Consider the following 19,112-nt stretch of genomic DNA (forward strand, 5'->3'; position numbering starts at 1 on the left):
CTGAAACGGACGATGGACCGGCAGACAGCGACATTCAACGCGCAACCCTCGATCCAGCGTGACGACGCCTATTTCCGAGACAAGATCGGCAAAATTACGACCGCCGAACAACTTGTGAACGACCCTCGGTTGCTGCGGGTGGCGTTGGGCGCTTTCGGATTGGAGGGTGACGTCGCAAACAAGTTCTTCATCCGAAAGGTCCTCGAAGGCGGCACGCTCAGCCCTGACGCGCTTGCCAACAAGATGACCAACAAGCAATATGTGAAGTTGGCGGAAGCTTTTGGGTTCGGAAATTTCGCCACCCCCAACACAAAGCTATCAGACTTTGCGGATAAAATTCTTACGCCATACAAAAGTCAGCAGTTTGCAGTGGCGGTTGGGGCGCAGAACGACGATATGCGTCTTGCGCTGAACGCCGAAACCGCACTGCCGGAATTGGCCAAATCAAATGCTTCTCCTTTGGCCCAATGGTATACCGTGCTGGGCAATCCACCGCTGCGCAAGGTGTTCGAACGGGCCTTTGGCCTGCCCCTCTCTTTCGGGGCGATAGACCTCGACATGCAGGTTGAAACCCTGCAGCGTCGTGCAAGGTCGTCCTTTGGTGAAGACAGCGTAGCGCAGTTCAAAGACCCCCAAAAGCTTGACAAGTTGGTCAGGCAATTCCTTGTGCGATCTGAACTTGATGCCAATGCCGCCTCTCTTGGCTCTGGTCAGGCGGCATTGACCCTGCTGCAAAGCGCGGCACGCTTTCGGCCTGCAAGGCTTTGATTCGTGCGGCGCCTTAGCCGCGCAGGCACTCTGCCAAGCGGGCAAAGCTGCCCTCGATCCCGTTGCCCGGCGCATCTTCGGCGAGAAACTGGTCCAGTTCCGGCCACAGTCGAATGGCCTGATCGATCAACGGGTCGCTGCCCTTCTGATACAGCCCGGCCTGCACCATCATTTCTGCGCGCTCCCAGGCGGCGATGATGGATCTGGCCTGCGCAATCAGTGCATTTTCCGGATCACTTGCCGCAGCAGGCAAGCTGCGCGACACCGAGCGGAGCAGATCAACCGCCGGAAAGCGCCCGCGCTCGGCGATACGGCGGTCAAGGATCACGTGACCATCCAGAACACCCCGCAGGATGTCGGCCACCGGTTCATCCATGTCCGACCCGGCGACCAGCACGGTAAAGACGGCGGTAATATCGCCCTGTCCCACCGCCCCTGGCCCAGCCCGTTCCGCCAGCGACATGATCATGTGCTGAAGCGATGGGGGATAGCCCCGAAGGCTTGCGGGTTCGCCGGCAGAAAGTGCAATTTCACGATGCGCATCGGCAAAACGTGTCACACTGTCGAGCAGCAGCAGCACATTCAGCCCTGTGTCCCGAAAATACTCGGCCACTGTCATCGCTGCAAGCGCACAGCGCCGTCGCAGCAAGGGTGACCGGTCGGATGTGGCCGCGATCACGACGCTGCGCTTCATTCCCTCGGGGCCAAGAACGCTTTCTGTGAACTCCCGCAGCTCCCGGCCACGCTCGCCAACCAATGCGATGACCACGATATCGGCCTGTAGTGCCCGGGCAAATGTGCCAAGCAGACTGGATTTTCCCACGCCAGAGCCGGCAAACAACCCGATTCTCTGGCCACGTACGATGGGCAGCAGGGTATCGAATGCCGCCTTTCCGGTGGCGAGCCGTTCCCCCAGGCGGCGGCGTTGCGCGGCTGGGGGAGGGGGGGCGGTCAAACTGCAGCTTTGGGCCCCCGCAAACAGCGGTCTGCCGTCCAGTGGCTGGCCAAACGGGTCGATGATCCGCCCGACCCAGCTGTCATCTGGCGCGATATGCGTCGGACCCGCCAATGCGATTTCGGTGCCGATCGCCAGACCGGCCAGCCCCTGATCTGGCAGAATCGTGACAGTTTCGGTTCCCAAGCCAATGACTTCGCCGCCGCCTTGCGCGTCCCTGCCCTGCATGGTCTTGCGCTGATCTCGGGTTCGAATTTCGATCCGGTCCCCCAGTGCTGCAGCCTTCTGCAGACCGTTGACACAGATGGTACCCCCGCCCACCGAGCGGATACGCCCGATGGGGCGTGACAGGTCGATCTGGGCAATGTGGTGGGTCAGCGGGGCAAATAGATCGGACATCGGACTCTCCATTTGTTTGGCAATTACCGTTTCTAAAGGAATCAGCCCTAAGAACTGATGAAGTAGGTCGAGGGAGAAGCCCCGATGTTTGAAAAACTTGGATTGACCAGAATGGCACAGGCACTCGCAGCGCATTCCGGCGCAAGGGTAGAGGTGGTGGCGCGTAACATCGCCAACGCGGATACCCCCGGATTTCGCGCAATGGATATGCCCGATTTTCGTACCATTTACGGAAATGATGTCAGTTTTGTGCCGCGCCGCACCCGCGCAGCCCATATTATGAGTGAAGAGTCACAATCGGCCCAAGCTGTCCCCTCTGGCACCGGGATGGCCCCCAATGGCAATGATGTATCGCTCGATCAGCAGATGATGAAGGCGGTCGTGGCGCGGCAAAGCCATGAAATGGCGCTGGCCATATATCAGAACACTTCCGCCATCCTGCGCGCGTCGCTTGGCCGCAATACATAAGGGGGCGATGATGTCAGACCTTTTGAATTCGCTTTCCCTGTCTGCATCCGGAATGGACGCGCAGGCCAGACGCCTTCGCCATGTCTCAGAAAACATCGCCAACGCGGATACCCCTGGCTATCACCGCAAGGTGGTGTCCTTCCGCTCGGAGCTGGAGACGGGAACAGTCACCGTCGGACCGGTCCGGCTGGATCAAAGCCCCTTGGCCAAGGTCTACGCGCCAGATCATCCACTGGCTGATACGACTGGTCACTATGATGGATCGAATGTCGATCTGGTGATCGAAATCGCTGACGCGCGCGAAGCGCAGCGCAGCTATGAGGCGAACCTCAGACTCTTCGATCAGGCGCGTCAAATGACGCAGAGCCTGTTCGATCTCATCCGTCGATAGGGAGATCCAGAATGGATATCAAGAAGTCGCTGGCCGCTCAGGCCTATGCACAAACACGTTCGGCGGCGACCGCAGAGCCGCCGCCGAACTCTGCCGAAGACAGCGCGGCGCGGTTTTTGGAAACCTTTGCCGAAACGCTGTCAGGCAGCGAAGACACCGCCCGCGCAGCCATGACAGGCGGTGCTGATCCGCATTCGCTCGTCGCCGCGCTGGCATCGTCTCAGACCGCGGTGGAAACCGTGGTCACGGTTCGCGATCGTGTGGTCGAAGCCTATCAGGAGATTCTGAGGATGCCGGTGTGACCCAGCCGATGACCGAAGGGGCCATTTTTGACATCTTGCGTCAGGCCCTCTGGATTTCCGTCAGCATCTCGGCCCCCTTGCTTGGGGTTGCGCTGGTGGCCGGCGTGATCGTCGGCCTGTTTCAGGCCCTGACCTCCATTCAGGAAATGACCCTGACCTTTGTCCCGAAAGTCGGTGCCATGCTTGTCGTGTTCTGGGTTTCGATGAGTTTCATGACATCCACGCTCGTCTCCTTCTTCACCGATGCGATTATTCCACAGATAGAAGGCGGCTGACATGGAAACGCCCGGCTACACCACTCTGACCCGGCAATCCGGCCTGATGCGCGAGATGCAGGTCATTGCCAACAACATTGCCAATATCTCCACCACCGGTTTCCGTCGCGAAGGGGTGGTGTTCTCGGAATACATTGCCCGGCTGGAGGGAGAGCCCTCCTTGTCAATGGCGCGGGGCAATGCCCGCCACATTGATCTTGGTCAGGCAGGGCTTTCCCTCACGGGCGGGACTTATGATCTGGGGCTGCAGGGTGAAGGCTTCTTTTTGATCGCAACGCCGGACGGCGACCGGTTGACACGCGCAGGTGCCTTCACCCTGTCGGGGGAGGGCACGCTTGTGACCCCCGACGGCTTTGCCCTGCTTGATGCGGGCGGGGCCCCAGTTGCGGTACCGCCCGGGGCGAGCAGCATATCGGTCGCCGCGGACGGTACGCTCTCGGCGGATGGTCAGGCTGTGGCCCAGATTGGTCTGTGGCAACCGGTAGACCCCTTATCTTTGCAACACCAGACCGGGACGATGTTTTCGGCCACAGACCTTGAGCCGGCAGAAAGTGCCGTGATCCGGCAAGGTTTTCTTGAAGACAGCAATGTGCAGCCGGTGTCGGAAATCGCCCGGATGATCACCGTGCAGCGCGCCTATGAGATGGGCCAAAAGTTTCTCGATGCCGAAGATCAGCGCCAGCGCGCCGTGATCCAAACCCTTGGCCGATAGGAGAATTCGATGAAAGCACTGCAGATCGCCGCAACCGGCATGGCCGCACAACAGATGCGGGTCGATGTCGTCGCCAATAATCTCGCAAACATGTCGACCACCGGCTACAACGCCCGTCGCGCCGACTTTGCAGACCTTCACTATCAGCAGCTGGCACGACCTGGATCTGTCACCGCCAATGATGGCACAGTGTTGCCTACCGGTGTCCAGCTTGGCCTCGGCGTACGCCCCGCTGCAGTCTCGGTCGTGCTGGAGCAAGGGGCTCCCACCCAGACCGGCGGGGATCTGGACCTCGCCATAGAAGGTCGCGGCTATCTGGAAGTCACCTTGCCCGGCGGCAACGCCGCCTACACCCGCGATGGCGCGCTCAAGCGCACTGGCGACGGGCTGATCGTGAATTCCGAGGGGCATCAGGTGGCCCCGGGCCTGACCATTCCGTCAGATGCCAGGTCGCTTGCCATCAATGCTGACGGGGAGATTTACGCCTATTTTGCCGACCGGGTGGAACCGGAACTGCTGGGCGCATTGTCATTGGTGGGATTTGCCAATGAAAAGGGGTTGGAAGCCATTGGATCCAATCTTTTTGTTGAAACCGAGGCATCCGGCCCGGCACTGCCAGGAGCCCCGGGCGAGGAAGGTCTGGGGACACTGCGTCAGGGCTATCTGGAGGAAAGCTCTGTCGATGCTGTGCGCGAAGTGACCGAACTGATCAAGGCGCAACGCGGCTATGAACTGAACGCCAAGGTCATCACCGCCGCAGATCAGATGCTGGCCGCCACGGCACAGGTGCGTTGATGTGGCTTGTGGTTTTCTGCCTGCTTCCGCTTCCGGCCTTTGCGGATGCTCTGATCACCAACCGCGTCATCAAGGCAGGTCAGATGATTGAAGCTGCCGATCTCTCGATCATCGAGGCGGAGATTCCGGGCACCCTTTCTGATCCGGCGCGCGTCGCCGGGCAAGAGGCGCGGGTCATGCTGTATCCCGGCCGGCCCATTCGCGAAGACCAGGTCGGTCCTCCGACGGTCATCGCCAGAAATCAGGTGGTGGGGCTGTCCTATATCGCAGGCGCGCTGGCGATATCGACCGAAGGCCGCGCCCTTGAGCGGGGCTCGGTCGGCGATGTGATCCGAGTCGTGAACCTGTCTTCCCGCAACACTGTGCACGGCCGGGTCATGCCCGACGGGACCGTGCGCGTCAGCCCCTCCGAAGGATAGCCCCATGCGAGTTGCATTCTGTTTTCTTCTTGGTCTGGCGGGGTGTACCTCCCTGGACGAGGTTGGTCGCGCGCCGGGCTTTTCGCCACTGGAGGGCAGCTATCAGCATCACGCCATGTATTCCAACGCGCTGCCGGAGTCTGCAGACCCGACCGGGCCGACGGAGGCTTCCTCTCTCTGGACCGCAGGGCGCTCATCCCTTCTCGGAGACAGGCGCGCCGGGAAGCGGGGCGATATCCTGACCGTGGTGATCGAGATCGACGACAGCGCCGAGATGTCAAATTCATCTGATCGCTCCCGAACCGGCAACCAGAGCATGGGCATCCCGCAGCTTCTTGGCCTGCCGCAGCGCATTGATCGCGCCCTGCCGGAGGGGGCCTCGATGGCCGAGGCGGTGGAAACAGGGTCCTCTTCTACCTTTACCGGGGATGGCTCGGTCTCGCGGCAGGAGCAATTGACGCTCCGGGTGGCCGCTACCATTGTGGAAGAGTTGCCAAACGGGGTGTTGCGGATCGAGGGGCAGCAAGAGGTCAGGGTCAATTTTGAGCTGCGCGAACTGGTGGTCACCGGCTATGTGCGCCCGGCCGATATTTCGCGCACGAATGAGGTGACATATGACAAGGTCGCTGGGGCGCGAATTTCCTATGGTGGCAGGGGTCAGATCACCGATTTTCAACAACCCCGTTATGGTCAGCAGATCACTGACATCCTCCTCCCGTTCTGAGGGCAGAATGCGCAAACTCCTTCCTCTACTCCTGATCCTGATCGGTGCGGGTGCCGGCCTTGGTGCCGGGCTGTTCCTGCGTCCCGCTGCTCCGATTGCCGAGGGGGAAGCCGACCCCAGCGCAGAAGGCATTGCCCCTGCCGAAGACGCTGAGGCCAGCCCGGAGCAGTTGCCGGAGTTTGTAAAGTTGACCAATCAATTCGTGGTGCCCCTGGTTGAACGAAACCAGATCACCTCGATGGTGATCCTCTCTCTGAGCATTGAGGTGACCGCGGGGGGGACCGACCTGGTCTACGCCAAAGAGCCGAAGTTGCGGGACGAAATCCTCCAGAGGCTTTTTGACCACGCAAATACCGGCGGGTTCCGGGGCACATTTACCGATGCAGACAATCTTGTGATCCTGCGCAAGGGTTTGACGGAAGTGGCGCAGAACGTCTTGGGGGATATCGTCAAGACTGTTCTGATCACCGATATCATCCGACAAGACAACTGATCCGGCTGCCGCGCAGACGCGCCGCGACAGCAACGCTTCGGTCGATGAGGTCGGGCCCATGCGACGAAGGATGTCTTCGTGGTGGCGTGCTTGATCCCGAACCGCGACAGGCTGAACAATCGCCAAGACAGCAGTCGATGACGTCAAGGCCACTTTGCGGAAACGCGCGACTCTTTGCCCAAGTGACCGGCCGGTGCCACGTCGCATGCCCGCCTTTAGCGCCTCAAGGTCAATTTGCCCAGAACATCCGCCTGACCGAAGGAGCGCTGTGCGGCTGAGCGCAGGGCGATCCATTCCGCCGTATCCCGTGCCAGCTGCTGATTGAGCAGAATGCGGCGGTTCGTTGTCCAGAGACCGAAACGGTCAACAACCTGCGCGGCGACGATCGGATCAAGCCCGCCTCCGGTCTGGGTCTTGTCCAGCGCGGCGAGCAACGCTTCTGTCTGCCGTTTGCGCGAAGAGGCCATGCTCAACTGCATCAGGTCGCGTTCACGCAAAAGCTGCGCAATTTTCTGCAACTGCAAAAGCTGTTTTCCTGCGGTCATCTGCGCCGCTCCCTAGCGCGCTGCCGCATGGCGTCAGCGAAACGGATTGCCGCCGCAACGGCACGATACTGGTCGCGCTCGACCGGCTTGCCGATATCGACTGTCGCAAACAGCAACCGTGCCGTCGGCGGGTCGGAATGAAGCGGCACGCCATGCGCCTCGGCCGCGTCGCGGATCCGGCGGGCGACTTCATCGACACCTTTGGCCACTACAATCGGCGCAGTGCGCGCGCCTTTGGTCCACCGCAGGGCCACGGCAAAATGGGTGGGGTTGACGATCACCACATTGGCCGTCGCAACATCAGCCAGCATCTGGTTCATCGCGATGTCCTGACCCCGCTGACGTCGCTGAGCCTTGCTGTGCGGATCGCCCTCGCTGTCCTTCAGCTCATCCATGACCTCTTTGCGGGACATGCGATTGCGCTGGGCAAGGGCGTGGCGTTGCCACAGCAAATCGATTGCGCCGATCACGGCGGTCACCAGTATGACGAAGCCCAGAAACTGCCCCAGCAAGGCGATCAGAAGCAGAAGGCTCTGGCGCGGATCCAGCGCGGCAGTGGCCAGAATGCTGGAGGCGTGACCGATCAGAAACCAGGCGAGGACAAGCGAGACGATGGCCAGCTTGAGAAAGCTCTTCGCAAACTCGAACATGCCCTCTGCCCCAAATTTCTTTTTGGCAGTGGCGAGGACCGAGATGCGCGACAGTTTCGGCACAAGCTTGTCGGGCGCAAAGACAATCGCCTGATGCGAGACCAGCGCAAGAAGCACTGCGCCCGCCGGAACGGCCATGAACAGCACAAAGGGCAAGATAGCCGTTTCGATAATGCCCCCCACGACCGGGATGGCAGACTGCGCTGCGAGATGCGCGATCTCGGGTGCCTGATCCAGCAGGACCAGCCCTGTGGTTGCGGCCCTGTCAATGGCCGGGGCACCAAGAAAGCCTGCAAGAAGCAACCCTGCATAGGCCGCGGCCGCCGGAAGCTCGGTTGATTTGGCGATGTCCCCTTGCCGGCGAGCCTCGGCCAGTTTTCGTTCTGTGGGGGCATGTTCCTTATCGCCCGGTCCCTGATCGTCTGACTGTGACATGGCAGTTAAGGCAGCGGCGCGGCCGGTGCCGCCAGGAAGCCGTTAAGTGTCTGAAGCCAGACCGACAGAGCCAGCGGCGTGACCAGAAAAAGCAGGACCAGCCCCCCCAGACTGAGCGCAGGGGCACCGATAAAGGTGACCATCAGTTGCGGCATGGCGCGGTTGATCACCCCGAGGGCGAGATTGTAGATCAGCGATGCGATCACAAATGGCATCGCGATCATGAAGGCCAAGCCAAAGGCGCGCGCGGTTTGGGCGACCCCCCATTCAGCGACCAATGCCGCCGATGGCCAGCGGCCGGCGGGAAAAAGCTCATAGGCCAAGAGCAGATAATGCAAGACCCGGACATGCAACCCGGCCCCTACGGCAAGCGCCAGCCCGGTGATGACCAGCAGTTTAGAAATTGCCGGTTGTGCCTCTGCTCCGGCAGGGAACAATTGGGACAGCGATGTCGCATTCGCGGCAATGGAACCCGCGGTCAGCAGGCACAGCACGAACAGCCGCACCATCAGCCCAAGGATCAGCCCGATTGCAACCTCTGGCGCAAAAGCGGTCGTGAGGGGAATATCTGACACTGCAGGGTAAGCTGCAGGACCAATGGCGGCCGAGAAAACCACCGCCAGCACCAGCTTGATTCGTGCGGGAATACTGGTTTCGCCAAAGGCTGGCAATGTGGCCATCACAGCTCCGACGCGCAGGAACACCAGAGTTGCCGCCTCTGCATAGGCGGATAGAGTTGTGTGATAGGTCAGCAGAAGGTCGTTGAGGGCGGTCATTGCGGGACGAGGCCCACGATTGCGGGCCGCGCTTCCAGCCCGATTTCCTCATAAGACAGCACAGGCGCGCTCAAGCCTTTGGCGGCAAGGACTGTCCGGATAAACCTTCGACGCAGGGTCGAGGTGACAACTGCGGCGGAGATTCCGGTCTCTGCCGTCCGGTTGAGCTTTTCGGCAAGCAGCGTAGACAAGCGCGCGAATTGTTCCGGGGGCAGCGCAATGTCCTGCAGACCCCGCTCTCCCGCAATTTGATAGGTGGAAAAGGTCTTTTCCCATTCCGGCGCGATCTGGATAAGGGGAATTGTGCCATCCTTTCGCTTCAGATCCGACACCAGCTGAAAGCCGATTTTTTGCCGGACATGTTCGCAGATGGATTCAGCGGAGGGCAGGCCGCGACCTTCTGCGATGGCTTCAAGGATCAAGGGCAGGTTACGGATCGACACCCGCTCTTCCAGCAAAAGCCGGAGCACCGACAGCAGCAGGTCTGTGGGCACTTTTTCAGGGATCATCTCATCCAGAAGCTTGCGATTGGCCGCGGCGCGTGCGGGATCCGTGACATTGATGAATTCGTCGAGCAATCGCCGCAACCCCCGCAAGGACAAGAGCCGCGCGAGATTGGAGCGGATCACTTCGAGCAGATGGGTGGCCAGGACTTCGGGGGGCGAGACGACCGTCATCCCGGCGATCACCGCATCTTCCTGCTTGTCAGGAAGAATCCAGCGGGCTGCGGTGCCATAGACCGGTTCGCTGACATCCACGCCATCGGGGGCCGGCATGCCTTCGTTCAGCAGCACAAGGCAGCGATCCGGCATCAGCCGGTTGGTCACCCGTTCCACACCCTGAATCCGGATGCGGTAGGTTCCTGAGGGCAAAGACGGCTCGTCCGTCAGCCGGATTTCCGGCAGGATCAGGCCGTAACTGGCTGCGATGTGGTTGCGCATATTGCCGATCCGGCCATCCAGCCCGGTCGCCGGGTCCAGCACCATGGCAACCAGATCGGGCGCAAATTCGAGATGAAGTTCGTCGAAATCAAGCACGTCCCCCAGTGGGGTCCGCTTTGGAATATCCGGGGTGGCACTGGGCTCCACTTCCGGATGGAGGTGTTGGCGATGCACCATGAGCGCCAAGCCCGCAAGCGCTGCAGACCCAAGGATAAAGGGCAAGAAAGGCATGCCCGGCACCAGCGCAAAAAGCGCCAGCAGCACCGCGACCGTGCCGAGGGCACCGGGATATCGGCCCAGCTGCGCGAAGAAGGACACATCTGTCGCACCTGTGGCACCGCCGCGCGCCAGCAGCAGGGCCGCAGCGACAGAGATGATCACTGCGGGGATCTGACTGACCAAGCCATCACCGACCGTCAGGATTGAATAGGTTTCGAACGCGAGTCCAATCGGCATGTCATGGACGAACACGCCCATGACAAGCCCCATCACGATGTTGAGTATGGTGATCAGAAGGCCCGCAACCGCATCGCCCTTCACGAACTTTGACGCCCCGTCAAGGGAACCGAAAAAGTTGGTTTCGGCGAGTTCACGCTCGCGTCGTGCCTTGGCTTCGCTGTGGTCAATCGCACCGGCCGCCATGTCGGCGTCAATTGCCAGCTGGCGACCGGGCATGCCGTCAAGGGCGAAGCGAGCCCCGACCTCTGCCATCCGGCCTGCACCCTTGGTGATGACCATGAAGTTCACGATCAGCAGGACGCAGAAGATGACGACGCCGAGCAGGACGTTTCCCCCCATGATGAAATTGGCAAAGCCTTCAATCACCGCTCCGGCGGCGTCGGTTCCGGTGTGCCCTTCGCCAATGATCAGCTTGGTCGAAGACACGTTCAACGATAGCCGGAGCATCAGCGAGGCAAGCAGGATGGTGGGGAAGGCCGAAAAATCCAGGGGGCGTTCAATGAACAGGGTCACCGTCAGCATCAAAATGGCAAGCGCGAACGAAAGTGCGAGCCCGATATCGAGCAACCAGGCCGGAACCGGAAGGACCATCATGACGATGACGCCCATCAATGCGAAGGCAAGCAGAATGGTCGGGCGGAAGAAAAGCGCGAGTCTGGCGGTAGGGGTCATGTCGGCGTCACTGCAGCAAGGGGAGGGCAGGATGATCAAAGGTGCTGACCAATGATCCGTAAGAACCGGGCTGCCCGGCCCTGAGCAGCGGATAACGGTTGTCGCGGTCAGCGCGTTGTTCGGCAGCGGGGTGCGGTGGTGCCCCCATTACCCCAGCCACTTTTGCCAGATAGGCCCCTGCGGCACCCGAGTGACGTGAATGATAGGCTCCGACCGCCCCCTCCCATGAACCGAACTCGTCAAAAAGTGTCAGCAGGAAGCGGGCAGCATAAAGCGCGTTTTCCTCTGGGTCGAACATATCTGCCAAGGACGCGAACTTTGCTCCGTGCCAGTGAACATTGATCTGAAAACACCCGATATCAATATTGGATTGACCCTGCGCCAAGGCGGCAGAGACATGGGTCATTGCCTCTGTCGCGCTGTCAAAGAAGGAACCCGCCCCGGCCTGATTGACCGTCCAGGGCCAGGGTGCCAGCACCCCCTCAACCGACCGACCCGACTCAATGCGGGAAATTGCCTTGAGCACGCGAACCGGAACGCCGCTTGTCTGGGCAGCCTTGGCGGCGGCCTTGTCACAAAGGTTTGCGACAGCCTGCGACGAAAGGGCAAAGGCGGGCCGTCGGTCATCCTCTGGCAAACCCGCCATCCAGGCAAGGGCAGAGCCAATCACAACAACCGCATTCCGCCGCATGAGAATTTACCCGCCCGATTTACACACACCATTCTGGTGCTTATGCAGACCGTACGAAGCGAATCTTTCAAATTCGAAAACAGCTTGCTTCAGATGCAGGCTTGATCTTGGCATTGGCCTGCTTACCCTTGCCGACCGGGGGGGCGATCCAGAGATGACGGAGCAGATGAATGGCCCAGCGGCTACACCTTGTGTTTGGGGGAGAACTTGTTGACCCCTCAAAATCGACCTTTGTCGACGTGAACGATATCCACATCGTCGGCATGTTCCCTGACTACGCTTCGGCCCACAAAGCCTGGAAAGCAGAGGCGCAGCGGACCGTCGACAATGCCCATATGCGGTATTTCATCGCGCATATTCACCGCCTGCGCGATGAAGAGCAGGCAGGTTCTGGCACGGAAGAGCTGCGGTAATCAGACTGTAGACATGGTGCATTCTCTTGGCCTGACGCTTTACAATATGCGTCCCCGGCGTGATCCTTTGGTGGGACATGCCTGGCCGCAGCGCTTGGCCGGACGGCTGATCTGGATGCATTCGCCGTCAGCCGAGTCGGGCCGTGGTCTGTTGGAACTGGCCAGCCGCCTGATTGAGGAAGACGGTCTGACGGTTCTGGTCACCTGCGAAGAACCTGTGCCGCTGCGTCCCGGTCTGATCAGGCTGGTCCCGCCAGAGGACCGGCCTGCCGAGGTGCGCGCCTTTCTCGATCACTGGCGGCCGGAGATGGCCGTTTTCTCTGATGGCGAACTGCGCCCGGCGCTGATCCATGAGGCAGGAGAACGCGGTATACCGCTGGTGATGGTCGACGGACGTGCGCCCTATATGCTCAAGGAACGCGACGGCTGGTATCCTGGCTTGATGCGCTCTTCGCTTCAGTCGTTTTCGCATGTTCTGGCCCTTGATGAAGCGGCGGCGCGGGCGTTCCGCAAAGCCGGGGCGGCCTTGTCTGCCGTGGCTGTCACCGGACGGATGGAGGAAGACAGCGCAGCGCTGCCTTGTCTGGAAGCGGAGCGCGCTGCACTGGCAAAGCTGTTGGCAACGCGTCCGGTGTGGCTTGCCGTTGGCCTGCCTGAAGCCGAAGAGACGGCCGTCATTCTGGCGCATCGCGCGGCACAAAGCCTTGCCCATCGGCTTTTGCTGATCATCGCCCCGCAGGATCCGGCGCGGGCAGAGCCTTTGGCGCGGCGGCTGGCGGAGGATGAAGGCTGGATTGTCGCTGAGCGGGGCGAAGATCAGGAACCGGAAGCCGAGGTCGAGGTGTTTGTGGCCGATGGGATGGCAGAGCTTGGCTTGTGGTACCGGCTGGCCCCCATCACTTTCATGGGGGGCAGCCTCGCCGGACAGGGCTGTGTGCGCAACCCGATGGAGCCTGCGGCTCTGGGATCGGCCATTCTTTATGGTCCACGTCCAGGCCCATTTGGCGGCACATTTGGCAGGCTGGGTGCGGCGCGTGCAGCCCGTGCAGTCGGGAGCGCGGCTGATCTGGCCGAAGCACTGTCAGACCTGTTGTCGCCAGACCGGGCGGCCCGTCTTGCCCAGGCGGCCTGGACAGTGGCATCAGACGGGGCAGAGGTCACACAGAATGTTGTCGGTCTGGTGCGCAAGTGCACCGCGGAGGTCAGGTGATGCGCCCGCCTGCCTTCTGGCAAGCCCCGGCTTCGGCACCGGGCCTGGTAGCGCGGCTGTTGCAGCCCCTGGGGATGATCTATGGCGCGGCAACGGCCCGCCGTGTGGCGCAATCCGGCTATCGGGCGGCTGTACCGGTGATCTGTATCGGCAATCTGAATGTTGGCGGCACAGGCAAGACCCCCACCGCCATCGCGCTTCTGGGTCGGGTTCAAGGCGCTCAGGTGGTGTCGCGGGGCTATGGCGGATCGCTCGCGGGGCCGGTTCTGGTGGACCCCCGGCTGCACAGCGCCGCGCAGGTGGGGGATGAGCCTTTGCTGCTGGCGGCCTTTGCGCCGACATGGGTCGCCAAAGACCGCGCCGCGGGCGTCCGGGCGGCCGAGGCGGCCGGGGCGCGGATCATCCTGATGGATGATGGCTTTCAGAACCCGTCGGTTCAAAAGGATCTGTCGATTGTGGTGGTTGACGCCGCCCGTGGCTTTGGCAACGGGTTGTGCCTTCCCGCCGGACCGCTGCGCGAGCCGGTGGCCGCCGGTCTGGCTCGGGCCGATGTCCTGCTGTCGATCGGCGCGCCGGATGCGCAGGCGCAATTTGTCCGCGATTGGGCGGATCAGATCAACCTGCCGCATGTGCAAGGCGCTTTGAAACCCCTGTCGATGGGCCTCGACTGGCGGGGCCAGCGGGTGCTGGCCTTTGCAGGCATCGGTCATCCGGAGAAGTTTTTCGCCACCCTGCGTGGTGAAGGGGCAGAGGTTCTGCGCAGCGTGTCGCTTGATGATCATCAGACCCTGTCTGACACATTGCTGCGCCGGCTTGAGGCCGAGGCCAAGGCCTTGGGGGCGCAACTGGTGACAACCGAAAAAGATCAGGTTCGCCTGCCGGCTGACTTCCGGCCTAAGGTTCTGAGCCTTGTTGTCCGGCTTGAACTGGCAGACTGGTCACCGCTGGACGCCGCCATCAGCAGCCTGTTGTAACCCTGCAGGTCAGAGGATTTCGGCCTGATGCTCGCCCAATGTCGGGGCAGGGCGGTCCAGCACCAGATCGGCACCCGAAAAGCGGAACGGTGATCGCACGCCCGGCATGCCGCCCGGTGCAATCTGCAGGCCGCGCGCAATGATTTGCGGATCGGCAAACACCTCATCCAGACTGTTGATCGGCCCGGCGGGCACACCCGCGGCCTCACAGGCGGCCAGAAGATCGGCCTTGGTCCATGTGCGGGTTGCGGCAGTGAGCCGATCTGTCAGCTCCGCACGGTTCTGGACACGGTCTGCGTTGGTGAGAAAGTCCTGCGCTGTGGCCATATCCCCCAGCCCGAGAATCCTGCACAACCGCTGATACTGCCCGTCATTTCCAATCGCCAGGATCAGCCAGCCATCTGCGCAGTCAAAGACCGCATAGGGGGCAAGATTGGGATGGGCATTGCCCATCTTGGTTGGTGCCACACCGGTCGTCAGATAGTTCAGTGACTGATTGGCCATGACCGAAGTGGCCACATCCAGAAGCGCCATGTCGACATGCTGACCAAGCCCGGTCGTTTGCCGCTGATGAAGCGCGGCCAGAATGGCAGTTGCGGCATATACGCCTGTAAAGATGTCTGTCACAGCAACGCCAACCTTTTGCGGCTGGCCGTTGCTGTCCCCGGTCACACTCATCAATCCGGCCATGCCCTGGATGATGAAATCATACCCCGCGCGATGTGCATAGGGCCCGTCCTGCCCGAACCCGGTGATCGAACAATAGACCAGACGCGGGTTCACCTCTTGCAGGCTTGCGTAATCCAGTCCGTATTTCGACAGACCGCCGACCTTGAAATTCTCGATCACCACATCCGCGTCTGCGATCAGGCGGCGCACCAGCGCCTGTCCCTCTGGCGTGCGGAAATCACAGGTGATGGACCGCTTTCCCCGGTTCGTCGCGTGGAAATAGGCTGCCGACCGCTCGCCCTCCCGCTCAAGAAACGGCGGCCCCCAACGGCGGGTGTCATCGCCTTCGGGAGCCTCGACCTTGATCACATCCGCCCCAAGATCTGCCAATGTCTGGCCAGCCCATGGGCCCGCAAGAATGCGGGCCAGTTCAATGACCTTCACACCGGCAAGGGGTGCCATCATTCTTCTGCGAGCTCTGCGTCGATAAGGGTTTTCAGATCGGCATAAGACATGTTGGCATGTTTGGTGCCGTTGATGATCAGGGTTGGCGTGCCCTGAATGTCATATTCGGTCATGTTTTCGTTGAACAGATCCAGCATCCCCTGTGCAAGGGTCGCATCCTGCATGCAGGCATCAAGGGCGGCCTTGTCCAACCCGTTGACCAGCCCGCTTTTCTTCAGGCTCTCGACCATATCTGCCGGATTGTTGATGGACAGCCATTCCTGCTGACGTGCAAAAAGCGAGTCCTGAATGGCAAAATACCGCATTTCCCCGCCGCAACGTGCCACCATCGCGGCCCAGAACGCAGGCCTGTCCTGATTGAAATAAACCTCACGGTACACAAAGCGGACTTTGCCCGTGTCGATATACTCCGCCTTCAGCGGTTTGAAGATCTGTTCGTGGAAGTTCGCGCAATGCGGGCAGGTGTAGGACGCGTATTCGATCAGCGTAACCGGCGCATCCACAGGGCCAAGTGCCATATCCTTGATGTCCATGGCCGGTGCTTCGGCAGAGGATGCTGTGTCCTGTGCCATGGTAGACGAAGCGGGCGCAAGTGAAAGGCCAAAGCTGCCTGCAAGGATAAGGGCCGAAGCGGCCAGGGTGGTCTTCAGTGACATCATGTTTCGCCTTCTTTCGTCTTTCGACGGTTTAGGATGTTTTCGGCAAGAGCTTCAAGGGCTGCACGCAACCCCGGATCATGGATCGGTGCGGCGGTCTTGCAGGCTTCGGCCCGGATGGCGGGATCAACCTGGGGTGCCGCCTTGGCAGCAGGGGTAAATTCTGCCTGACCTTCGGCGAAACCAACAGGGGCCGTCTGGGTCAGCAAGACCCGGGATATCGCGTTGTAACCATAGATGGCATTCACTTTGGCCCGGATCATTTCCTTTTGCATTTCGATCATCGGGGCCATCGGCCCGGTGGTCAGCAGCGTCAGGCTGCCGCCAAAGCCGTCGCGCCCATAGCCCACCTTGACCGGTCGGGTGCATTTGGCCAGATCTTCGCCCACCACTTCCGTCCAATGGGTCAGAAGCCGCGTGATCGCAAAACCGCGGGATTCCCCCGCTACGCGCACAGGATCTTTCATCAGGCCGAAGGCTGGTTCAAACCCACGCATCCGGCGGGATGGTTTCTGATAAGGAGTCGCGTTGCGGGCCATCTGGTATCCTGTGACACTGCCGCTATCTTATCCTGCCAAGGCCGCGCCGCCAGTGGCAAGACGGAACAAAGGACATAAAGATTGCGTGACGCCGGGTTGAGCGACCTTTTGCTGGAATGGTACGATAGGGAAGCGCGGGTGATGCCCTGGCGGGTGTCGCCCCAAGATCGCAAGGCTGGCATTCTGCCCGATCCCTACCGGATCTGGTTGTCAGAGGTGATGTTGCAGCAGACAACGGTTGCGGCGGTGAAGGCCTATTACCAACGCTTCACCGCGCGTTGGCCCGGCGTGGCCGATCTCGCCGCCGCGCGGGACGAGGAGGTGATGGCCGAATGGGCTGGCCTTGGCTATTACGCCCGCGCCCGCAACCTGCTCAAGGCGGCCCGCGCCGTTGTGGCCGATCATCGCGGCGTGTTCCCCGCCACCCGAAATGGCTTGCTGGCTCTGCCCGGCATCGGTCCCTATACGGCAAGCGCGGTGGCCGCCATTGCCTATGACGAGCCGGCAACGGTGGTGGATGGCAATGTCGAACGGGTCATGGCGCGGCTGTTCGCGGTCCAAACTCCGCTTCCCCTGGCCAAGCCCGAGCTGACAGGGCTGGCGGCATCGGTGACCCCAGACCGGCGCGCGGGGGATTATGCCCAGGCAGTGATGGACCTTGGCGCCACGATCTGCACCCCCCGCAGCCCGGCTTGCGCCATCTGTCCCGTGGTGCGGGTCTGCGCGGCGCGCGAGCAGGGCATTCAGGCCGAGTTGCCCCGCAAGCTGCCAAAGCCGGAAAAGCCCGTGCGCCGGGGTAGGCTTTGGCTGGCAACGCAGGGCGACCGGATGCTGTTGCAGCGTAGGCCGGACAAGGGGCTGCTGGGTGGCATGCTGGGCTTTCCCGGTGATGGGTGGGATGGCGCGGGTGGCGATGCCCCCGCGGTCGCGGACTGGCGTGAGATCGGCGAGATCCGCCATACCTTCACCCATTTTCACCTGTACCTGACCCTTCATGCCGCTGAACTGCCGACAAATGCGGCGATCACGCGCGGTCAATTGGTCTCGGGCAATGAATTCAGCGCCGATGATCTGCCGACGGTGATGCGAAAAGCCTATGATTGCCTGCGAGAAACTGTAACCCGTTGAGAAAGTAACCTTGCTGGCCCATCCTGCGCCAAAATGCCTAGGCCCGTCATGACAGATCGCTCCCGCCAGACCATCGGATTTGCCCAGGCAGTGCCGTTCTGGCTGACGCTTGGCATTGTGCCGCTGGCGGCGATCGGCGCGGTGCACGGCGGATGGTACACGGCGCTGGTGCCGGCCTATTCGATCCTTGTCTATTCCTCTCTTGACGCGCTGACCGGATTGAACGACCGCAACGCAGACCCTGAAACGCCCGAAGGCATGCTGTTCTGGTATCGGCTGCTGACCCTGATCTGGACCCCGGTCCAGATGGGGGTCCTGTTCGGGACAATCTGGTACGTGACCCATAGGGGACATCTTGCAGGGCCAGAGCTCGGGGTGCTGTTCTTTGGCATCGGCATCATCAGCGGCACTGTCGGCATCAATTACAGCCACGAGCTGATTCACCAGAAGAACCGGCTGGAACGGTGGCTGGGCGATATTCTTCTGGCCTCGGTGCTGTATTCGCATTTCCGGTCTGAACATCTGCGGGTGCACCACACCTATGTCGGCACCTGCCGCGATCCTGTGACCGCGCGTTACAATGAAGGATTTCACCGCTTCTTCCCGCGTGTACTGCTGCAAAGTCCGGTTTCGGCCTGGCGGGCCGAAGCGGCGATGCTGGCGCGGCGCGGCTTTTCATGGTGGCATCACAGCAACCCGTTCTGGCGCTATGCCGCGTTGCAGATGGTGATGCTGGGCCTTGCCTATGCGGTCGGGGGCGGGCTGGGGCTTGGCCTGTTCTTCTGGCAGGCGGCGGTGGCAATCTGGCAGCTGGAGGCAGTGAATTATGTCGAACATTACGGCCTGACGCGCAGGCATCTGGGCGATGGCAAGTATGAACATGTCAAACCCCATCACAGCTGGAACGCCGCCCATACCGCGTCAAACTGGCTGCTGATCAACCTGCAGCGCCATTCTGACCATCACTTCAAACCCGACCGCCGCTTTCCGCTGCTGCAGACCTATACGCCGGACCAGGCCCCGCAGCTGCCGCTGGGCTATCCCCTGATGGTGTTCATCGCGATGAACCCGCTTTGGTGGCGGCGGATGATGAATCCGCGCGTCCGGGCGTGGCGCAAATTCCACTATCCCGACATCACGGACTGGCACCCTTACAACAAGGCGCTGAATCCGCCGCCACGCTGAATG

At 61.2% G+C, this 19,112-nt stretch carries 24 protein-coding genes; 15 read left to right on the forward strand and 9 right to left on the reverse strand.

All coding sequences use genetic code 11. The annotated features are described in order from the left end of the window. Positions 1–12: 12 nt before the first annotated feature. The gene (locus tag CXR43_RS00410) at positions 13–768 is read left to right on the forward strand and encodes a DUF1217 domain-containing protein (RefSeq protein WP_246831237.1); all 756 of its coding nucleotides are present in this window, start codon (positions 13–15) and stop codon (positions 766–768) included. 13 nt (positions 769–781) lie between these two features. On the opposite strand, the gene CXR43_RS00415 is transcribed toward CXR43_RS00410, so the two are convergent. Continuing rightward, positions 782–2,122: a FliI/YscN family ATPase gene (locus CXR43_RS00415; protein ID WP_103332090.1), complete on the reverse strand. Its 1,341-nt coding sequence runs from the start codon at positions 2,120–2,122 to the stop codon at positions 782–784. An 84-nt stretch (positions 2,123–2,206) separates the two neighbouring features. Here CXR43_RS00415 and CXR43_RS00420 point away from each other — a divergent pair, with 84 nt between their 5' ends. Genes CXR43_RS00420 through CXR43_RS00460 form a run of 9 tightly spaced genes read left to right on the forward strand, consistent with a single transcriptional unit; the run spans position 2,207 to position 6,701 of the window. Beyond that, a complete protein-coding gene (locus tag CXR43_RS00420; RefSeq protein WP_103332091.1) occupies positions 2,207–2,590 on the forward strand; it encodes a FlgB family protein in 384 nt (127 codons plus the stop codon). Positions 2,591–2,600: 10 nt separating this feature from the next. After that, the gene (gene flgC / locus CXR43_RS00425) at positions 2,601–2,981 is read left to right on the forward strand and encodes a flagellar basal body rod protein FlgC (protein ID WP_103332726.1); all 381 of its coding nucleotides are present in this window, start codon (positions 2,601–2,603) and stop codon (positions 2,979–2,981) included. Positions 2,982–2,992: 11 nt separating this feature from the next. After that, positions 2,993–3,283 (forward strand): flagellar hook-basal body complex protein FliE, encoded by a 291-nt coding sequence (gene fliE, locus CXR43_RS00430; RefSeq protein ID WP_103332092.1) that lies wholly within the window; start codon positions 2,993–2,995, stop codon positions 3,281–3,283. A gap of 8 nt (positions 3,284–3,291) precedes the next feature. After that, positions 3,292–3,558, forward strand: a complete 267-nt coding sequence (locus CXR43_RS00435) for a flagellar biosynthetic protein FliQ (RefSeq protein WP_103332093.1) — start codon at positions 3,292–3,294, stop codon at positions 3,556–3,558. Position 3,559: 1 nt separating this feature from the next. Then, positions 3,560–4,270 (forward strand): flagellar hook-basal body complex protein, encoded by a 711-nt coding sequence (locus CXR43_RS00440; RefSeq protein ID WP_103332094.1) that lies wholly within the window; start codon positions 3,560–3,562, stop codon positions 4,268–4,270. Positions 4,271–4,279: 9 nt separating this feature from the next. Next, on the forward strand, positions 4,280–5,065 hold the full coding sequence (gene flgG, locus CXR43_RS00445) for a flagellar basal-body rod protein FlgG (RefSeq protein ID WP_103332095.1): 786 nt from the start codon (positions 4,280–4,282) through the stop codon (positions 5,063–5,065). Further along, a complete protein-coding gene (gene flgA, locus CXR43_RS00450) occupies positions 5,065–5,484 on the forward strand; it encodes a flagellar basal body P-ring formation chaperone FlgA (protein WP_103332096.1) in 420 nt (139 codons plus the stop codon). The genes flgG and flgA overlap by 1 nt, the downstream gene beginning before the upstream one ends. 4 nt (positions 5,485–5,488) lie before the next feature. Next, a complete protein-coding gene (gene flgH, locus CXR43_RS00455) occupies positions 5,489–6,208 on the forward strand; it encodes a flagellar basal body L-ring protein FlgH (RefSeq protein WP_103332097.1) in 720 nt (239 codons plus the stop codon). 7 nt (positions 6,209–6,215) lie between these two features. Beyond that, positions 6,216–6,701 (forward strand): flagellar basal body-associated FliL family protein, encoded by a 486-nt coding sequence (locus tag CXR43_RS00460; RefSeq protein ID WP_103332098.1) that lies wholly within the window; start codon positions 6,216–6,218, stop codon positions 6,699–6,701. A gap of 215 nt (positions 6,702–6,916) precedes the next feature. Here CXR43_RS00460 and CXR43_RS00465 read toward each other — a convergent pair whose 3' ends face one another. The 5 genes from CXR43_RS00465 to CXR43_RS00485 are packed head-to-tail and all read right to left on the reverse strand — an operon-like array spanning position 6,917 to position 11,870. After that, on the reverse strand, positions 6,917–7,225 hold the full coding sequence (locus tag CXR43_RS00465) for a hypothetical protein (RefSeq protein WP_146036446.1): 309 nt from the start codon (positions 7,223–7,225) through the stop codon (positions 6,917–6,919). 17 nt (positions 7,226–7,242) lie between these two features. Further along, entirely contained in the window at positions 7,243–8,331 is a 1,089-nt protein-coding gene (gene flhB / locus CXR43_RS00470; RefSeq protein ID WP_103332100.1) for a flagellar type III secretion system protein FlhB, read from the reverse strand. Positions 8,332–8,336: 5 nt separating this feature from the next. Further along, positions 8,337–9,107, reverse strand: coding sequence for a flagellar biosynthetic protein FliR (locus CXR43_RS00475; RefSeq protein WP_103332101.1), 771 nt, complete (start codon positions 9,105–9,107; stop codon positions 8,337–8,339). Next, positions 9,104–11,179, reverse strand: a complete 2,076-nt coding sequence (locus CXR43_RS00480) for a flagellar biosynthesis protein FlhA (protein ID WP_103332102.1) — start codon at positions 11,177–11,179, stop codon at positions 9,104–9,106. The genes CXR43_RS00475 and CXR43_RS00480 overlap by 4 nt, the downstream gene beginning before the upstream one ends. A gap of 7 nt (positions 11,180–11,186) precedes the next feature. Continuing rightward, complete coding sequence (locus CXR43_RS00485) at positions 11,187–11,870, reverse strand: lytic transglycosylase domain-containing protein (RefSeq protein ID WP_103332103.1); 684 nt, start codon at positions 11,868–11,870, stop codon at positions 11,187–11,189. 170 nt (positions 11,871–12,040) lie between these two features. On the opposite strand from CXR43_RS00485, the gene CXR43_RS00490 reads away from it, so the two are divergent. Genes CXR43_RS00490 through lpxK form a run of 3 tightly spaced genes read left to right on the forward strand, consistent with a single transcriptional unit; the run spans position 12,041 to position 14,467 of the window. After that, positions 12,041–12,283 carry a DUF4170 domain-containing protein gene (locus CXR43_RS00490; RefSeq protein WP_103332104.1) on the forward strand — a complete coding sequence of 81 codons (243 nt, stop codon included), beginning with the start codon at positions 12,041–12,043 and terminating at the stop codon, positions 12,281–12,283. Between the two features lie 13 nt (positions 12,284–12,296). Then, a complete protein-coding gene (locus CXR43_RS00495; RefSeq protein WP_103332105.1) occupies positions 12,297–13,493 on the forward strand; it encodes a 3-deoxy-D-manno-octulosonic acid transferase in 1,197 nt (398 codons plus the stop codon). Beyond that, complete coding sequence (gene lpxK, locus CXR43_RS00500; protein ID WP_103332727.1) at positions 13,493–14,467, forward strand: tetraacyldisaccharide 4'-kinase; 975 nt, start codon at positions 13,493–13,495, stop codon at positions 14,465–14,467. The genes CXR43_RS00495 and lpxK overlap by 1 nt, the downstream gene beginning before the upstream one ends. Before the next feature lie 9 nt (positions 14,468–14,476). Here the strand turns inward: lpxK and CXR43_RS00505 are convergent, their stop codons facing one another. The 3 genes from CXR43_RS00505 to CXR43_RS00515 are packed head-to-tail and all read right to left on the reverse strand — an operon-like array spanning position 14,477 to position 16,796. Then, positions 14,477–15,601 (reverse strand): CaiB/BaiF CoA transferase family protein, encoded by a 1,125-nt coding sequence (locus CXR43_RS00505; protein WP_103332106.1) that lies wholly within the window; start codon positions 15,599–15,601, stop codon positions 14,477–14,479. Continuing rightward, positions 15,598–16,257: a DsbA family protein gene (locus CXR43_RS00510; RefSeq protein WP_246831238.1), complete on the reverse strand. Its 660-nt coding sequence runs from the start codon at positions 16,255–16,257 to the stop codon at positions 15,598–15,600. Before CXR43_RS00510 ends, CXR43_RS00505 begins: the two co-directional genes overlap by 4 nt. Next, complete coding sequence (locus CXR43_RS00515; protein WP_246831239.1) at positions 16,257–16,796, reverse strand: DUF721 domain-containing protein; 540 nt, start codon at positions 16,794–16,796, stop codon at positions 16,257–16,259. Before CXR43_RS00515 ends, CXR43_RS00510 begins: the two co-directional genes overlap by 1 nt. An 81-nt stretch (positions 16,797–16,877) precedes the next feature. On the opposite strand from CXR43_RS00515, the gene mutY reads away from it, so the two are divergent. Then, complete coding sequence (gene mutY, locus CXR43_RS00520; RefSeq protein ID WP_103332109.1) at positions 16,878–17,924, forward strand: A/G-specific adenine glycosylase; 1,047 nt, start codon at positions 16,878–16,880, stop codon at positions 17,922–17,924. 48 nt (positions 17,925–17,972) lie between these two features. Next, entirely contained in the window at positions 17,973–19,109 is a 1,137-nt protein-coding gene (locus CXR43_RS00525; RefSeq protein ID WP_103332110.1) for an alkane 1-monooxygenase, read from the forward strand. Positions 19,110–19,112 lie beyond the last annotated feature (3 nt).

The sequence above is a fragment of the Pseudotabrizicola formosa genome (assembly GCF_002900965.1).
In the GTDB taxonomy this organism is placed as follows: Bacteria; Pseudomonadota; Alphaproteobacteria; order Rhodobacterales; family Rhodobacteraceae; genus Pseudotabrizicola; species Pseudotabrizicola formosa.

What these genes read in the sequence shown, in the direction of transcription:
- CXR43_RS00410 (WP_246831237.1), top strand. Translation starts at nt 13, where the DNA reads ATGGACCGGCAGACAGCGACATTCAACGCGCAACCCTCGATCCAGCGT.
- CXR43_RS00415 (WP_103332090.1), bottom strand. Translation starts at nt 2,122, where the DNA reads ATGTCCGATCTATTTGCCCCGCTGACCCACCACATTGCCCAGATCGAC.
- CXR43_RS00420 (WP_103332091.1), top strand. Translation starts at nt 2,207, where the DNA reads ATGTTTGAAAAACTTGGATTGACCAGAATGGCACAGGCACTCGCAGCG.
- flgC (WP_103332726.1), top strand. Translation starts at nt 2,601, where the DNA reads ATGTCAGACCTTTTGAATTCGCTTTCCCTGTCTGCATCCGGAATGGAC.
- fliE (WP_103332092.1), top strand. Translation starts at nt 2,993, where the DNA reads ATGGATATCAAGAAGTCGCTGGCCGCTCAGGCCTATGCACAAACACGT.
- CXR43_RS00435 (WP_103332093.1), top strand. Translation starts at nt 3,292, where the DNA reads ATGACCGAAGGGGCCATTTTTGACATCTTGCGTCAGGCCCTCTGGATT.
- CXR43_RS00440 (WP_103332094.1), top strand. Translation starts at nt 3,560, where the DNA reads ATGGAAACGCCCGGCTACACCACTCTGACCCGGCAATCCGGCCTGATG.
- flgG (WP_103332095.1), top strand. Translation starts at nt 4,280, where the DNA reads ATGAAAGCACTGCAGATCGCCGCAACCGGCATGGCCGCACAACAGATG.
- flgA (WP_103332096.1), top strand. Translation starts at nt 5,065, where the DNA reads ATGTGGCTTGTGGTTTTCTGCCTGCTTCCGCTTCCGGCCTTTGCGGAT.
- flgH (WP_103332097.1), top strand. Translation starts at nt 5,489, where the DNA reads ATGCGAGTTGCATTCTGTTTTCTTCTTGGTCTGGCGGGGTGTACCTCC.
- CXR43_RS00460 (WP_103332098.1), top strand. Translation starts at nt 6,216, where the DNA reads ATGCGCAAACTCCTTCCTCTACTCCTGATCCTGATCGGTGCGGGTGCC.
- flhB (WP_103332100.1), bottom strand. Translation starts at nt 8,331, where the DNA reads ATGTCACAGTCAGACGATCAGGGACCGGGCGATAAGGAACATGCCCCC.
- CXR43_RS00475 (WP_103332101.1), bottom strand. Translation starts at nt 9,107, where the DNA reads ATGACCGCCCTCAACGACCTTCTGCTGACCTATCACACAACTCTATCC.
- CXR43_RS00480 (WP_103332102.1), bottom strand. Translation starts at nt 11,179, where the DNA reads ATGACCCCTACCGCCAGACTCGCGCTTTTCTTCCGCCCGACCATTCTG.
- CXR43_RS00485 (WP_103332103.1), bottom strand. Translation starts at nt 11,870, where the DNA reads ATGCGGCGGAATGCGGTTGTTGTGATTGGCTCTGCCCTTGCCTGGATG.
- CXR43_RS00490 (WP_103332104.1), top strand. Translation starts at nt 12,041, where the DNA reads ATGGCCCAGCGGCTACACCTTGTGTTTGGGGGAGAACTTGTTGACCCC.
- CXR43_RS00495 (WP_103332105.1), top strand. Translation starts at nt 12,297, where the DNA reads ATGGTGCATTCTCTTGGCCTGACGCTTTACAATATGCGTCCCCGGCGT.
- lpxK (WP_103332727.1), top strand. Translation starts at nt 13,493, where the DNA reads ATGCGCCCGCCTGCCTTCTGGCAAGCCCCGGCTTCGGCACCGGGCCTG.
- CXR43_RS00505 (WP_103332106.1), bottom strand. Translation starts at nt 15,601, where the DNA reads ATGATGGCACCCCTTGCCGGTGTGAAGGTCATTGAACTGGCCCGCATT.
- CXR43_RS00510 (WP_246831238.1), bottom strand. Translation starts at nt 16,257, where the DNA reads ATGTCACTGAAGACCACCCTGGCCGCTTCGGCCCTTATCCTTGCAGGC.
- CXR43_RS00515 (WP_246831239.1), bottom strand. Translation starts at nt 16,796, where the DNA reads ATGGCCCGCAACGCGACTCCTTATCAGAAACCATCCCGCCGGATGCGT.
- CXR43_RS00525 (WP_103332110.1), top strand. Translation starts at nt 17,973, where the DNA reads ATGACAGATCGCTCCCGCCAGACCATCGGATTTGCCCAGGCAGTGCCG.